The 14924-nt window shown below is 61.3% G+C and carries 13 protein-coding genes; 3 read left to right on the forward strand and 10 right to left on the reverse strand.

Going from position 1 to position 14924, the window contains the following annotated elements; genetic code table 11:
- Positions 1-4 precede the first annotated feature (4 nt).
- Positions 5-403 (forward strand): 4-carboxymuconolactone decarboxylase, encoded by a 399-nt coding sequence (gene pcaC, locus HU731_RS22790; RefSeq protein ID WP_186605639.1) that lies wholly within the window; start codon positions 5-7, stop codon positions 401-403.
- A gap of 131 nt (positions 404-534) precedes the next feature.
- Here the strand turns inward: pcaC and HU731_RS22795 are convergent, their stop codons facing one another.
- The 5 genes from HU731_RS22795 to HU731_RS22815 all read right to left on the reverse strand — a co-directional run bounded on the left by HU731_RS22795 (position 535) and on the right by HU731_RS22815 (position 8719).
- Complete coding sequence (locus HU731_RS22795) at positions 535-1434, reverse strand: polysaccharide deacetylase family protein (protein WP_186605641.1); 900 nt, start codon at positions 1432-1434, stop codon at positions 535-537.
- Between the two features lie 83 nt (positions 1435-1517).
- On the reverse strand, positions 1518-2768 hold the full coding sequence (locus HU731_RS22800; protein ID WP_186605643.1) for an OprD family porin: 1251 nt from the start codon (positions 2766-2768) through the stop codon (positions 1518-1520).
- 183 nt (positions 2769-2951) lie between these two features.
- Positions 2952-4409: an AdeC/AdeK/OprM family multidrug efflux complex outer membrane factor gene (gene adeC / locus HU731_RS22805; protein ID WP_003189337.1), complete on the reverse strand. Its 1458-nt coding sequence runs from the start codon at positions 4407-4409 to the stop codon at positions 2952-2954.
- Positions 4406-7567, reverse strand: coding sequence for an efflux RND transporter permease subunit (locus HU731_RS22810; RefSeq protein WP_186605645.1), 3162 nt, complete (start codon positions 7565-7567; stop codon positions 4406-4408). Before HU731_RS22810 ends, adeC begins: the two co-directional genes overlap by 4 nt.
- 3 nt (positions 7568-7570) lie before the next feature.
- Entirely contained in the window at positions 7571-8719 is a 1149-nt protein-coding gene (locus HU731_RS22815) for an efflux RND transporter periplasmic adaptor subunit (protein ID WP_186605647.1), read from the reverse strand.
- A 265-nt stretch (positions 8720-8984) separates the two neighbouring features.
- Between HU731_RS22815 and HU731_RS22820 the strand changes: the two genes are divergently transcribed.
- A complete protein-coding gene (locus HU731_RS22820) occupies positions 8985-9617 on the forward strand; it encodes a TetR family transcriptional regulator (RefSeq protein ID WP_138763616.1) in 633 nt (210 codons plus the stop codon).
- A 315-nt stretch (positions 9618-9932) separates the two neighbouring features.
- Here the strand turns inward: HU731_RS22820 and HU731_RS22825 are convergent, their stop codons facing one another.
- From HU731_RS22825 to HU731_RS22835, 3 genes are read right to left on the reverse strand one after another with little or no spacing between them, the layout of a single operon-like run.
- Positions 9933-10988, reverse strand: coding sequence for an alkene reductase (locus HU731_RS22825; RefSeq protein WP_034134945.1), 1056 nt, complete (start codon positions 10986-10988; stop codon positions 9933-9935).
- Positions 10989-11015: 27 nt separating this feature from the next.
- Positions 11016-12182: an MFS transporter gene (locus tag HU731_RS22830; protein ID WP_186605649.1), complete on the reverse strand. Its 1167-nt coding sequence runs from the start codon at positions 12180-12182 to the stop codon at positions 11016-11018.
- Between the two features lie 18 nt (positions 12183-12200).
- The gene (locus HU731_RS22835) at positions 12201-12512 is read right to left on the reverse strand and encodes an ArsR/SmtB family transcription factor (protein WP_186605651.1); all 312 of its coding nucleotides are present in this window, start codon (positions 12510-12512) and stop codon (positions 12201-12203) included.
- A gap of 155 nt (positions 12513-12667) precedes the next feature.
- Here HU731_RS22835 and HU731_RS22840 point away from each other — a divergent pair, with 155 nt between their 5' ends.
- The gene (locus tag HU731_RS22840; protein WP_186605653.1) at positions 12668-13261 is read left to right on the forward strand and encodes an acyl carrier protein phosphodiesterase; all 594 of its coding nucleotides are present in this window, start codon (positions 12668-12670) and stop codon (positions 13259-13261) included.
- Between the two features lie 73 nt (positions 13262-13334).
- On the opposite strand, the gene HU731_RS22845 is transcribed toward HU731_RS22840, so the two are convergent.
- Positions 13335-14123, reverse strand: a complete 789-nt coding sequence (locus HU731_RS22845; RefSeq protein WP_186605655.1) for a lysophospholipid acyltransferase family protein — start codon at positions 14121-14123, stop codon at positions 13335-13337.
- On the reverse strand, positions 14123-14878 hold the full coding sequence (gene olsB, locus HU731_RS22850) for an L-ornithine N(alpha)-acyltransferase (protein WP_003189352.1): 756 nt from the start codon (positions 14876-14878) through the stop codon (positions 14123-14125). The genes HU731_RS22845 and olsB overlap by 1 nt, the downstream gene beginning before the upstream one ends.
- Positions 14879-14924 lie beyond the last annotated feature (46 nt).

Raw genomic sequence — 14924 nt, forward strand, 5'->3', positions numbered from 1 at the left:
GTTTGTGGACGAGAAACAACGTTACGCCGAGGGCCTGAACGTGCGCCGCGAAGTACTGGGCGATGCCCATGTCGACCGCAGCCTCAATGCCCTGACCGAGTTCAATAGCGAGTTCCAGGAAATGATCACCCGCCACGCCTGGGGTGACATCTGGACCCGCCCCGGCCTGCCTCGGCATACCCGTAGCCTGATCACCATCGCGATGCTGATCGGCATGAACCGCAGTGAAGAACTGAAACTGCACCTGCGTGCTGCCGCGAGCAACGGCGTAACCCGCGCCGAAATCAAGGAAGTGTTGATGCAGAGTGCGATCTACTGCGGGATCCCGGCAGCGAATGCGACGTTTCACCTGGCTGAGTCAGTGTGGGATGAGTTGGGCGTGGAGTCTCGCCAGCAAGACTGAATATGAAATGCAATCAAATGTGGGAGCTGGCTTGCCTGCGATTGCGGTGGGCCAGTCAATATTGGGCTGACTGACAGATTGCTATCGCAGGCAAGCCAGCTCCCACAGGGGATCGTCACACGTTTAGGGTATCAGTGGGAATCAGCATCCCACAGCCAATTCCACACCCCCGGCAGATGCACCGGCTCGTTCACGTCCTTGACCGTACGAGCCAGCGCTGCACGTTCCAGCTCAGCGTGGTCGGTATAGAACGGCTGAGCCGCGGTCTTCAAACCGTTGACGCGCGCGCTGTCCATCAGAATCTGCAAGTACTCCTGCATATGCCGTGCGGTGTAGCGGTTGATGTCATGGAAGGTCACCACCACCGGGATCACCCCCTCCACCGTCGGCAGCTCACCCAGGGCAATACGCTCGCGCACCACCGACAATTGTCGATACAGGTTGGCCCGCCGACGCGGGCTGGCGTTGAAGCCCCAGATCTTGCCGTCATTGGCACTCAAATCCGTCAATAGTACCTGCATGCCGTGGCGTTGGTAGGCGGCGAAGGTGCGCTTGTCGTAGTTCCAGAAGGGTGGGCGTACCAGCACCGGGGGCGCGCCCGTGATGGCGGCAATGTCCGCGGCCCCTTCGGTAAGGGTGTGTTCCAGCGTGGCGTCGTTCAGCCAGCGATGATTGGTGTGAAACGCCGTGGCGGTGTGGAAGGCCAGTACATGGCCAGCGGCGAATTCACGTTCCATGGTCTTGCGCCCCCGAGAACTGCCGCCTGCGCGGGCCGCTTCGGTCTGCAAGAAGAACACCGCCTTGATCCCCGGCAACACCGGGTTATTGGCCAGGTCGGCCACTACCGAACGGCTCGGGTTGTTGTAGCCCGAGGCACTTGGGCCATCGTCGAAGGTCAGCAAAAAGCGGATCGGCGCCTGGGTTTGCAGGCGTTGTTCGGTTTGAGGCGTCAGGGCGATGGGCGCGCTGATGCAGCCCCCCAGGCTCAAGGCCAGGGCAAACAGTGCGATTGCTGTAGCGAAGGATTTCATGCCGTGCAGGGCCCGAGTAAAGGCCGCTGCTTGGGGGGATCAGCAGCGGCAGGCGCGCACCATACAGTAAGTGCTGTGCCGGTTCACAGCAGGCTGATCGGATAGCTGACGATCAACCGGTTCTCATCGAACTCGTTGTTGCTGTAATCCCTGCGCATGCTCGAATTGCGCCAGCGCACGTTGAAGTTTTTCAGGGTGCCGCTCTGCACCGTATAGCCCACTTCGGTCTCGCGGCCCCATTCCTTGCCGTCGGTGACCGTGCCGGTGTGTACGTTGCTGCCGCTGATATAGCGGTTCATCAGGGTCAGGCCCGGTACGCCGAGGGCGGCGAAGTTGTAGTCGTGGCGAACCTGCCAGGATTTTTCCTGCGCGTTGTCGTAGCTGGAGTTGTAGCTGTCGTTGGCCAGGGTGCCACCGCTGGTGCCGTTGACGCGCATCCAGGCGCTGTCGCCGGTGAGTTTTTGCAGGCCGACGTAGAAGGTGTTGCCGCCGTACCTGGCTGAGAACAAACCGGACCAGGTTTTGTTGTCCAGGTCCCCGGCGCGAGCGCTGCCGTCGTCCTTGCCGTAAAAAAAGCCCAGGTTGGCGCCCAGGGTCCAGTCGCCCACGGGCTGGCTGTGGATGAGGTTGACGAACTGCTGGCTGTAGATGTCCTTGAGTTGGGCATTCCACACGCCGATTTGGGTGCGTTTGTCGTTGAATGCGTATTCGGCGCCCTGGAAGTTGAAGCGGTCGGAGGTGAAGGCGGTTTTGCCGACCATCGACATGTCGCTCATGCTGCCGTCGTCCCGCGGGCTGTTGGCGCGGAACTGGCCGCCATAGAGGGTCAGGCCGTCGATTTCCTTGGAGGTGATCTGCCCGCCACGCAGGGTCTGTGGCAGGGAGCGACCATCGTCGGAGCGCAGGATCGGCAGCACCGGCATCCATTCGCCCACCTTCAGCTCGGTCTTGGAAAAGCGCGCCTTGAATGCCACGCCCAGCCGGCCAAACTCATCGGCTGGCCGGCCGTCATGGTCCAGCGGCAGCAACTGCGTGCCGCCCGTGCCACGCCCGCCGTCGAGCTTGAGTGAGTACAAGCCCAGCACATCCACGCCAAAACCTATCGTGCCTTGGGTGAACCCGGACTTGGCGTCGAGGATGAAACTTTGCGTCCACTCCTGCGCGCCGCCCTGGGCCTTGGTCGGGTTGGTGTAGTTGCGGTTGAAGAAGAAGTTACGCAGGTTGAGGTTGGCGCTGGCGTCTTCGAGAAAGCCGTGCTCCTGGGCGAAAACGGGCAGGGCAGAACTGGCGACAGCAGCCGCCAGCAACAGCTGGCGTGGTTGGAAAGTGCTCATGGTGTGGACCTGTTGTTATTGGGTTTATGCAGGTGGCGGCCATGGTGCGCGGCGGTGCGGGGGCGATGAAAGTGGGGGAGGGCGGGTTGTGGGCGATGATCGAACGCAACTTGTGAGGGCAAAAACGCAGGCATAAAAAAAACCGCTTCCGGTAAGGGAAGCGGTTTTTTTACACCTGCGGTATCAGAACAACTTCAACGGCGGTGCTTGTTCTTTCAACGGCTCGTTCTTCGCAGTCTGCTCGTTCCAGCCACCGCCGAGGGCCTTGTACAGGTTAACCTCGCTGGTGAGCTGCGCCAGGCGGTCGGTGATCAGCGATTGCTGGGCACTGAACAGTTGGCGCTGGGCGTCGAGGAAGGTCAGGTTGCTGTCGACACCAATGCGGTAGCGACGCTCGGCCAGGCGGTAGTAATCTTGGTTAGCCTCGACGAAGCCGCGCTGGGCATCCAGTTGCTGCTTGTAGGTCGCTCGCGCGGCGAGGCCGTCGGAGACTTCCTGGAAGCCGGTCTGGATGGCCTTCTCGTAGTTGGCCACGTTGATCTCTTTCTGGATCTTCGAGTAGTCCAGGCTTGCGCGCAGGCTACCGGCGTTGAAGATCGGGATGTTGATCTGCGGGGCAAACGCCCAGGTCCCCGAACCGCCTTTGAACAGGCCACCCAGGGTAGGGCTGGCAGTGCCGGCGCTGGCGGTCAGGCTGATGCTCGGGAAGAACGCCGCGCGGGCCGCGCCGATATTGGCGTTGGCCGCCTTGAGGTTGTACTCGGCCTGCACAATGTCGGGACGACGTTGCAACAGGTCCGATGGCAACCCGGCCGGCACTTCGCTGAGCAGGTCATCGGACAGCGGCTTGCTGGCGATATTCGCCGGCAGGCCGGTGCCCAGCAGCAGGGTCAGGCTGTTTTCGTCCTGGGCCACCTGGCGGGTGTAACGGGCCAGTTGCACACGGGCGTTTTCCACCGAGGTGCGTGCCTGGCTGAGGTCGAGGGCCGAGGCCACGCCGACTTCATTGCTGCGCGAGGTGAGCTTGTAGCTTTGCTCGAATGCGGCCAGGGTGTCCTGGGTCAGCTTGAGCAGCTCCTTGTCGGCCTGCCAGGTCAGGTAGGCATTCGCCACGCTGGCCACCAGGCTGATTTGGGTGCTGCGGCGCGCTTCTTCAGTGGCGAAGTACTTTTGCAGCGCTTCTTCACTGAGGCTGCGCACGCGGCCGAACAGGTCCAGCTCATACGAACTGATGCCAAGGCCCGCCGAGTACTGGCTGGCAATGGTCGATTCGCCGGTCTGCGACAGCTTGGCCGGGGTACGCGAACGGCTGCCGTTACCGGTGGCCGATACCGCCGGGAACAGGTCGGCACGCTGGATCTGGTACTGCGCCGCATAGGCGTCGATGTTCAGCGCCGCGACACGCAGGTCACGGTTGTTCACCAACGCGGTCTGGATCAGCTGTTGCAGGGCAGGGTCATGGAAAAACTGCTTCCAGCCTTGCTCGGCAGCGGCCTGGCTCGGCGCCTGGGCCGACGAATACGCCGGCCCCTGCGGGAACTGCGCGGCCACCGGCGCTTCGGGACGCTGATAGTCAGGTATCAGCGAGCAGCCACTGAGCACGAATGCGGTGACGGCTAGGGAAAGTAGCGACTTGCTCATTGGCCAGCCTCTTTAGGAGTTTCAGTAGTGTCTTTCTTTTTGCGCTCGCCAGCGGCGGACACGGTGGCGTAGAACAGCGGCACCCAGAAGATCGCCAGCACAGTGGCCGTGATCATACCGCCGATAACGCCGGTACCGATTGCGTGCTGGCTGCCTGAACCGGCGCCGGTGGAAATTGCCAGTGGCAGTACGCCGAGCATGAACGCCAACGAGGTCATGATGATCGGGCGCAGACGCATGCGGGACGCTTCGATAGCCGCCTCGACGATGCCTTTGCCTTGCTCATGCAGTTCCTTGGCGAATTCCACGATGAGGATGGCGTTTTTCGCCGCCAGGCCCACCGTCACCAACAGGCCCACCTGGAAGAACACGTCGTTGGACAAACCGCGCATGCTGGTGGCGATCAGTGCACCTATCACACCCAGAGGTACAACCAGAATCACCGCGATCGGGATCGACCAGCTTTCGTACAGTGCTGCCAGGCACAGGAACACGACCAGCAGCGACAGTGCGTACAGCGCTGGCGCCTGGGAACCGGAAAGGCGTTCTTCGTACGACAGGCCTGTCCAGGCATAACCGACACCGGCCGGCAGTTCTTTGGCAATGCGTTCAACTTCGGCCATCGCATCACCGGTACTGTAGCCAGGTGCCGGGGTACCGAGGATTTCCATCGCCGCTACACCGTTGTATCGCGAAAGCTTGGGCGAACCGTAGATCCACTGGCCCGACGAGATAGCCGACAGCGGCACCATTTTCCCGTCGTTGCTGCGCACGTACCATTTGTCCAGGTCTTCGGGCGACATGCGGCTGGCGGCGTCACCTTGTACATACACCTTCTTCACGCGACCACGGTCGATGAAGTCGTTGATGTAGCTACCACCCAACGCAATGGCCAGGGTCTGCTGGATATCCGCGAGGCTGATGCCTTGGGCACTGGCCTTCTCGTCGTCAACGGTCAGCTCGTACTGCGGCTCGTCGTTCACGCCGTTAGGACGTACGCCGGCCAGCACCTTGCTCTGTGCCGCCGCACCCAGGAACTGGTTACGTGCAGCCATCAGCTTGTCGTGGCCGACGCCACCCTGGTCTTGCAGGAACACGTCGAAACCGGTGGCGTTACCCAGCTCCAGTACCGAAGGCGGCACGATGGCGAAAACCATGGCGTCCTTGAAGGCCCCGAAGAAGTAACCCTGGGCACGCTTGGCCACTTCGAACACCGACTGGCTCGAATCACGCTCATCCCACGGCTTGAGCATCACGAACGCAAGCCCGGAGCTCTGGCCACGACCGGCGAAGTTGAAGCCGTTCACGGTAAACACCGACTTCACCGCCTTGCCTTCGCCTGGCTCGCCTTCCTTGTCGTTCAGCAGGAAGGCGCGCATGTCGTCGACGACTTTTTGCGTGCGCTCAGCCGAAGCACCGACCGGTGTCTGCACCTGGGCGAAGATCACACCCTGGTCTTCCTCAGGCAGGAACGCGCTTGGAATACGGGTGAACATCCAGATCATGCCGACCAGGATCAGCGCATACACCAGAAACGCAGGGATCTTGTGCTTGATCATGCCGCCCACACCGCGCTCGTACTTGAGTACGCCACGGTCGAAGGTGCGGTTGAACCAGCCGAAGAAGCCGCGCTTGGGTTGGCCGTGTTTTTCCGGATCAATCGGCTTGAGCATGGTGGCGCACAACGCCGGGGTGAAGATCAGGGCAACCAGTACCGACAACGCCATCGCCGAAACAATGGTGATGGAGAACTGCCGGTAGATCACACCGGTGGAACCACCGAAGAACGCCATCGGCAGCAGTACCGCCGAGAGCACCAGGGCAATACCCACCAGGGCGCCCTGGATCTGGCCCATGGACTTGATCGTTGCTTCCTTGGGCGACAGGTGCTCCTCGGCCATCACCCGCTCGACGTTTTCCACCACCACGATGGCATCGTCCACGAGCAAGCCGATGGCCAGGATCATGCCGAACATGGTCAGGGTGTTAATGGTGAAGCCGCACGCCGCCAGGATCCCGAAGGTACCCAGCAATACCACCGGTACGGTCATGGTGGTGATGATGGTGGCACGGAAGTTCTGCAAGAACAGGAACATCACCAGGAACACCAGCACGATCGCTTCGACCAGGGTGTGAACTACACCGGAGATCGATTCGGTCACGACCGGCGTGGTGTCATACGGCACCACCGCCTTCATGCCAGGCGGGAAGAACGGCTCCAGGGACTTGACTGTTTCGCGGATGGCCTTGCCAGTGTCCAGTGCGTTGGCACCGGCCGCCAGCTTGATCGCCATACCCGAAGCCGGCTTGCCGTTGAACTGTGCACTGATGCTGTAGTTCTGGCCGCCCAGTTCGATACGCGCGACGTCACCCAGGCGAACCTGCGAGCCGTCGGTGTTCACCTTCATCAGGATCTTGGCGAATTCCTCGGTGCTTTGCAGGCGCGTCTTGCCGATGATCGTGGCGTTCAGCTGGGTGCCGGGCAGGGCAGGCAGGCCGCCCAGTTGGCCGGTGGCCACCTGCACGTTCTGGGCCTTGATGGCATTGCTGACGTCCACTGGCGTGAGCTGGTAGTTGTTGAGCTTGGCTGGGTCGAGCCAGATACGCATGGCGTACTGCGAACCGAACACCTGGAAGTCACCCACCCCCGCGGTACGGGAGATCGGGTCCTGGATGTTGGACACGATGTAGTTGGAGAGGTCGTCCTTGGTCATGCTGCCGTCTTCCGACACCAGACCGATCACCATCAGGAAGTTCTTCACCGACTTGGTCACGCGGATACCCTGTTGCTGCACTTCTTGTGGCAGCAGTGGGGTGGCCAGGTTCAGCTTGTTCTGTACCTGAACCTGGGCGATATCCGGGTTGGTACCCTGGTTGAACGTTACGGTGATGGTCATGCTGCCGTCGGAGTTACTGTCCGAGGAGACATAACGCAGGTTGTCGATACCGTTGAGCTGTTGCTCGATGACCTGCACCACGGTGTCCTGCACGGTTTGTGCGGACGCGCCTGGGTAGGTCACCTGGATATCAATGGCCGTTGGCGCAATGGCCGGGTATTGGTTGATGGGCAACTTCAGGATCGAGAGTGCCCCGACCAGCATGATCACCAGGGCAATTACCCAGGCGAAAATGGGACGGTCGATAAAAAATTTCGACATGGATTACTCCCCTTGACCAGCAGCGGCAGCAGGCGCTGCAGCGGTACCGGCGGGTTTAGCGTTGGCAGCTTCCGTGACCTTCACCTCGGCGCCCGGCTTGACGTACTGCAAGCCTTCGGTGATGACGCGGTCACCGGCATTGAGGCCTTTTTCCACCAGCCAGTAGGCACCGGCGGTACGGTTGGCAACCAGTTCGCGTTGCTCGACCTTGTTGTCCTTGTTCACGATCAGCGCCGTTGGAATGCCGCGCAGGTCGCGGGTCACGCCTTGCTGCGGAGCCAGGATGGCCTTGCTGTTCACACCGGCCAGCAACTGGGCGTGCACGAACATGCCCGGCAGCAGCACATGGTCAGGGTTGGGGAACACGGCGCGCAGGGTCACGGAACCGGTGGTCTGGTCGACCGACACTTCGGAGAACTCGAGCTTACCGTCCTGGGCGTAGGCCGTGCCGTCTTCCAGGGTCAGCTTGACCTTGGCAGCGTTGTCGCCGGCTTTTTCCAGTTGGCCACTGGCCAGGTCGCGGCGCAGCTTGAGCATTTCAGCCGAAGACTGCGTGACGTCGACGTAGATCGGGTCCAGTTGCTGAATGACCGCCATGGCGTCGGCCTGGCCATTGCTGACCAGTGCGCCTTCGGTCACCGCAGAACGGCCAATACGCCCGGAGATCGGCGCGTACACCTTGGTGTAGCGCACATTGATCTGGGCGGTTTGAACGTTTGCCTCGGCCGTCATGCGGTTGGCAACGGCGGTGTCGTATTCCTGGCGGCTGACGGCTTGCTCATCGACCAATTGCTTGTAGCGATCGGTGATGGACTTGGTCTGGGTCAGGCTGGCTTGCGCGCTTTTGAGCGTGGCCTCATACACCGACGGGTCGATCTGGTAGAGCTGTTGCCCTTCCTTCACGTCGGCGCCTTCCTTGAACAGGCGCTTGAGAATGATGCCGTTGACCTGCGGCCGAACTTCCGCAATGCGAAAGGCCGTGGTGCGGCCTGGCAGCTCGGTGGTCAGGGTATAGGCTTGCGGTTGAATGGTGACCACGCCGACCTGAGGGGTTTGAGCGGGCGGTGCCGCTTCTTCCTTTTTACATCCGCTGAGCAGCGATGCCAGGGCGACGGCAGTGACCAGAGCGGTAACAGCTGGCTTAAGTTGCATGAAGATCCTCGGGTCAGGCGCGCAGAGTGCGCACAAGAAGTGTGGAAGGGTAAAAAACAAGCCGTGAGTGGATAAGTAGCTTGCTACGCAATATACTTACGTTCATGGTTGTTTGTAAACTCTTGACAGGCTTCGCGCAATGCTGACAAAGCACCGCCGCAAGCCTCGATTCTAGTACGTTCGGCGCCCATGACGGCGTCGTCCCACAATTATTCAGATGGTGGTCAAGTACCATCCACAGTGTCCTGATTGAGGTTTTACTGCCATGGTTCGTCGCACCAAAGAGGAAGCTCAGGAAACGCGCAGCCAGATTCTCCAAGCCGCCGAGCAAGCCTTTTATGAGCGTGGCGTGGCGCGTACCACCCTGGCGGACATCGCCGCGCTGGCGGGCGTCACGCGTGGGGCTATCTATTGGCATTTCAGCAATAAGTCCGATTTGCTCCAGGCCTTGCTCGACACGCTGCACGAACCCTTGGACGAATTGGCCCGGGCGAGTGAAAGCGAGGATGAAGTCGACCCGCTGGGCTGCATGCGCAAGCTGCTGATTCATCTTTACCATGAAGTGGCCCTGGACCCGAAAACCCGGCGCATCAACGAGATTCTGTTTCATAAGTGCGAGTTCACCGATGAAATGTGCGACATGCGCCGCCAACGCCAGACCCATAGCCTGGAATGCAACCTGCGTATCAGCCTGACGTTGCGTAACGCGGTCAATCGCGGGCAACTGCCTGAAAATCTCGACACCACCCGTGGGGCTGTCTGCTTGCATGCCTTTATCCACGGTTTGATCGGCCAGTGGCTGCTGGTCCCCGATAGCTTTGAACTGCATCAGGATGCCGAGCGCTGGGCTGATATAGGGCTGGACATGCTGCGCCTGAGCCCCAGCCTGCGCAATTGAAACAAAATGCGTAATTGCAACCCGTTGTGTCAACAGTAAAGCCTAAAGACGGTCAATCGTCCTTCTGCCTGATTTGTGGGGTGACTTTATATACGGCATGGCGGGCGGTTGATAGGTAGCCGGCTAAGTATTTTGTAGCGATATTGTTGCGGTTCTGTGAAGCGATGTTTCCAAGAGGCTACCCCTGACACTGTAGGAGCGAGCTTGCTCGCGAAAAAACTGACAGACGCCGCGTTCATTCAGGAAGCGCGCGTTATCGTTGACGTTTTTCGCGAGCAAGCTCGCTCCTACCCAGTATTGGGTTTGCGGGTTACGTTAGATCGGCAGCGTCGGGTAGTCGATATAACCCACCGGGCCTTTACCGTAGAAGGTCTCCGGGTGCGGCTCGTTCAACGGCGCATCGGCCTTCAGTCGCGCCGGCAGGTCCGGGTTGGCGATGAAGGGAATACCAAAGGCCACCGCATCCGCCTTGCCCGCCGCCAGCCAGGCATTGGCGCTGTCTTTGGTGAAGCGCTCGTTGGCGATGTACGCACCGCCGAAGGCTTTTTTCAGCTGTGGGCCCAGGCTGTCCGCGCCTTCTTTTTCGCGGGAGCAGATAAAGGCGATGCCGCGCTTACCCAGTTCGCTGGCGACGTAGGTAAAGGTCTCGGCAAGGTTGTCGTCGCCCATATCATGAGCGTCAGCACGCGGTGCCAGGTGCACGCCCACGCGGCCGGCGCCCCAGACTTCGATGGCGGCGTCGGTGACTTCCAGCAACAGGCGCGCACGGTTTTCCAAAGAGCCACCGTACTGGTCGGTGCGTTGGTTGGTGCTGCTTTGCAGGAACTGGTCGAGCAGGTAGCCGTTGGCGCCGTGGATTTCCACGCCGTCGAAACCGGCGGCCTTGGCGTTCTCGGCGCCGGTGCGATAAGCGTCGACGATGTCGGCGATTTCAGCGGTTTCCAGGGCGCGTGGGGTCGGGTAGTCGGCCAGTGGGCGAACCAGGCTGACGTGGCCTTTAGCCTGGACTGCACTCGGGGCCACCGGGGTTTCGCCGTTCAGGTAGGACTCGTGGGAAATCCGGCCGACGTGCCACAGTTGCAGGAAGATCTTGCCGCCCGCGCCATGCACGGCCTTGGTGATGTTGGCCCAGCCGCGCACCTGGTCGTTGGACCAGATGCCGGGGGTGTCCGGGTAGCCCACGCCCATCGGCGTCACGGAAGTGGCTTCGCTGAGGATCAGCCCGGCGGAGGCGCGCTGCACGTAGTACTCGGCCATCAATGCGTTGGGCACGCGCCCGGCATCCGCGCGGCAGCGGGTCAGCGGCGCCATGATGATGCGGTTCGACAGCTGCACGTCGCCCAGTGTGATCGGATCGAAAATAGTCGTCATGGAAAAAACACCTTCTCTTTAAGTTGATCAGTGGGTCGCGGGGGCCAGGTCGGCATTGCCGCCCTGACGGAAAGTGATCAGGGTCACCAGCAGCGCGAGAATCGCCAGTGCGGCGGCCGCCAGCGGCACGCTGGTCAGGCCGAAACCGTGGGCAATCACGCTGCCGCCGACCCAGGCGCCGAGGGCGTTGCCAATGTTGAAGGCGCCGATGTTCAGGGTGGACACCAGGTTTGGCGCGGCCTTGCCGAAGGTCACCACGTTGATTTGCAGCGCCGGCACGGCGGCGAACGAGGCGGTGGCCCACAGGAACAGGGTGATCTCGGTTGGGATCACCGCGATACTGGTCCAGCTCAGCAGCGTGGACACCACCGCCATGCTGATGAACACGCCGATCAAGGTGGCCGCCAGGCGTTTGTCGGCCAGCTTGCCGCCGATGATGTTGCCCACGGTGAGGCCCAGGCCGATCAGCAGCAGGGTCCAGGTCACGCCTTTGGGCGACACGCCGGTGACATCGCCGAGCAGCGGTGCAACATAGGTAAAGAGGGTGAACATTGACGCGGCAAACAGCGCGGTCATGCTCAGCGACAACCAGATACCGGCGCCCTTGAGGGCGGCCAGTTCGGCGCGCATGTCGAGTTTTTCTTCGTCACGCTTGGCCGGCAAGAAGCGAATAAGGCCGATCAAGGCAATCACGCCAATCACGGTTACGGCCCAGAAGGTCGAGCGCCAGCCGGCTTCCTGGCCCAGCGCCGTACCCAGGGGCACGCCCAGCACGTTGGCCAGGGTCAACCCGGTGAACATCAACGCCACCGCCGACGCGCGTTTGTTGGCCGGCACCAGGTTGGCCGCCACCACCGAGCCAATCCCGAAGAAGGCACCGTGACACAACGCCGTGACCACACGGGCAAACATCAGCACGTTGTAGTCGCTTGCCAGGGCACAGAGCAGGTTGCCGATAATGAAAATACCCATCAACGCTACCAGCGCCGCCTTGCGTGGCAGCTTGGCGGTGGCCAGTGCCATGAACGGCGCGCCGATGGCCACGCCCAGGGCATAGCCGGTGACCAGCCAGCCGGCGCCGGGAATCGACACACCCAGGTCCGTCGCCACATCGGGCAGCAAGCCCATGATGACGAACTCGGTGGTGCCGATGGCGAAGGCGCTCAGGGCCAGTATGAGTAGCGAGAGGGGCATGGGGCGTGTCCTTGGTGATTACGGTGCGCTGAGTTCGGTGATGAGCGCGCTGAGAAAGGCTTGGATCACTTCCTCATTGCGCTTGAAAAAGTGCCACTGCCCGGCCTTCTGGCTGCTGATCAACCCCGCCCGTTGTAAGGTGGCCAGGTGGGCCGACACGGTCGACTGGGACAAGCCGCAGCGCTGGTCGATCTGCCCGGCGCAAATGCCGTATTCGTGGTTGTGCAGTTGCTCGGGGAACTGCACTTTCGGGTCTTTGAGCCAGGTGAGGATGTCTCGTCGTACTGGGTGCGCCAGGGCTTTTATTATTTCGTCGAGGTCGATGGACATGGCAGGGTGCTCGGTGTCGTAAAGCGTTATATCGCGATGAGGCGAACTTTAAATCGTCATATCCCGATATACCAATATGATTTTGATCTGAGGCCAAAGCGAATCGGTATATCGGGTTATAACGATATGTGGGTGGCAGTGGTAGACTGCGCGGCATGAATTATCTCGCACATCTGCACCTGGGCGGCCAACTTCCTGCACAACTGCTCGGCAGCCTCTATGGCGACTTCGTCAAAGGCCGCCTGCAGGGCCAGTTCAGCCCGCAAATCGAAGCGGCGATCCAGCTGCATCGCTCCATCGACCGGTTCACCGATAGCCACCCCTTGGTGGGGGAGGCGTTGTCGCGTTTCAGCCAGACCCGCAGGCGCTATGCCGGCATCGTCCTCGATGTGTTTTTTGACCATTGCCTGGCGCGCGATTGGGCGCTGTATGCCGACCAGCCCCTGGAGCGTTTTACGTCCCAGGTGTATCGGGTGTTGGCGGCCGAACCCGCGTTGCCGGGGCGGTTGGCGCAGATTGCGCCGTATATGGCAGCGGATGATTGGTTAGGCTCGTACCGCGAGTTTGCGGTGATGGACCAGGTGCTGCGCGGGATTTCGCGGCGGCTGACACAGCCTGAAGAGTTAGGGTATGCGATGCAGGAGTTGCGGGTTTTGTATGAGCCGCTGAGCCGGGACTTCAGTGAGTTCTACCCCATCTTGCAGGCCTTCTGTAGGAGCGAGCTTGCTCGCGAAAATCGCCAACGATAACGCGGGCTTCCTGAATGAACGCGGCGCTTGTGCGTTTTTCGCGAGCAAGCTCGCTCCTACAGACGAATCGTGTTCAGGCGGCAATCAAGGTGCCGCGTGGTTCGACCGGTCGCACCGCTTCACCAAACAACGCCTTCTGTACCGCCTGCTGCGCCTGATACGCCAATGCCGCACGTTCCTGCCCAGCGCAGGCAATCGGCTTGAGCACATGAATCTCTACATCGCCGCGGTCATTGGAAAACAAGCGCATCAGGTGCGAGAGCAAATCATCATCGCCAATAAAGGGCGCCAGCGGGTCGACTTGGCCGTCGCGCAGATACCGAATCGCTACCGGCTGCAGTGACACATCCGCATCGATTGCGCTGGCCAGCAAGCGCCCGTGGAACGTGCGCAGGCCGCGACCGTCGGTGGTGGTGCCTTCGGGGAACATCAGCAAGGGGTGCTGTTGCTCCAGATGACGGGTCATCTGCTTGCGGATCAGTTGGCTGTCACCTGAACCGCGACGAATAAACAGGCTGCCCGCCTTGGCCGCCAGCCAGCCCGCCACCGGCCAGGTACGCACCTCGGCCTTGGACAAAAACGACATCGGCGCCACCATGCCCAGCAACGGGATATCCGTCCAGGACACATGATTGCTCACCCACAGCATCGGCGTTTGCGGCAACTCGCCGTGCACCGTCACACGAAAGGGCAGGGCGTTGGTCAGTCGCGCCATAAAGAAGCGTGACCAACGCTGGCGCCGCACCATCGAGTTAGCCACCCCCAGGCGCTCGAACAGGCCAAACACACTGGCCATGCTCAACCCCAGCCCCACCACCAACAGCACGCGGGCGATGCGCCCGTAAATGCGCAGGCGGTTCATCACATGGCCGCCTTGAAGTGGCGCGCGTAGCGCGGGCACAACTCGTCGCGCTTGAGCAGGATAAACACGTCGGCCACCTGGAAGTCTTCATCCCAGCATGGCTCGCCGCAGATCTTCGCGCCCAGGCGCATGTAGGCCTTGAGCAGCGGCGGCATTTCGGCGATGACGTTGGACGGCAGGTCCAGGGCCGGCAGTGGTTTTTTCGGTTCGGCGCGCAGGTGTTCGTTGCACAGGTAGCGCTCGCGCAAGCGCTGCATGATCGCGTGGGCCTGGATGCCGCCATCGTGCATCGGGATGCTCGCGCAACCCATCAGGTAACTGTAGCCGCCCTGGTTGAGCACCTCGGCCAACTCGCCCCAGAGCACCGCGATGGTGCCACCATTGCGGTAGGCCGGGTCGACGCAGGTACGGCCGATTTCCAGGATTGGGCCCTGCAAGTGCAGCAGGCCATGCAGGCTGAATTCTTCTTCACTGTAGAACCGGCCCAGGGTGCTGGCGGCCTGGTGGTCGAGCAGACGGGTGGTGGCGACGAGTCGACCGCTGTTCAAATCCCGCACGCCGATATGGCTGCAGTGAACATCATAGTCATCCATGTCCAGACCCAGTTCCGCGCCTTTCAGCTTGGCGTTGAATTCGCCGCTGAACACGTTGAACCGCAGGGCCTGGGCTTCCTGCAATGCCTGTGCGCCTACCAGGCGTTCGGCTTGCAGACGGCGTTCATTGCCTTTGTCGCTGATGCGGGCGATCTGAGTCATAGCGAGTCTCCGGGTGCCGGCCAGGTTGCGGCCAGTCGACTTTGTT

The organism is Pseudomonas salmasensis (assembly GCF_014268375.2).
Classification (GTDB): Bacteria; Pseudomonadota; Gammaproteobacteria; order Pseudomonadales; family Pseudomonadaceae; genus Aquipseudomonas; species Aquipseudomonas salmasensis.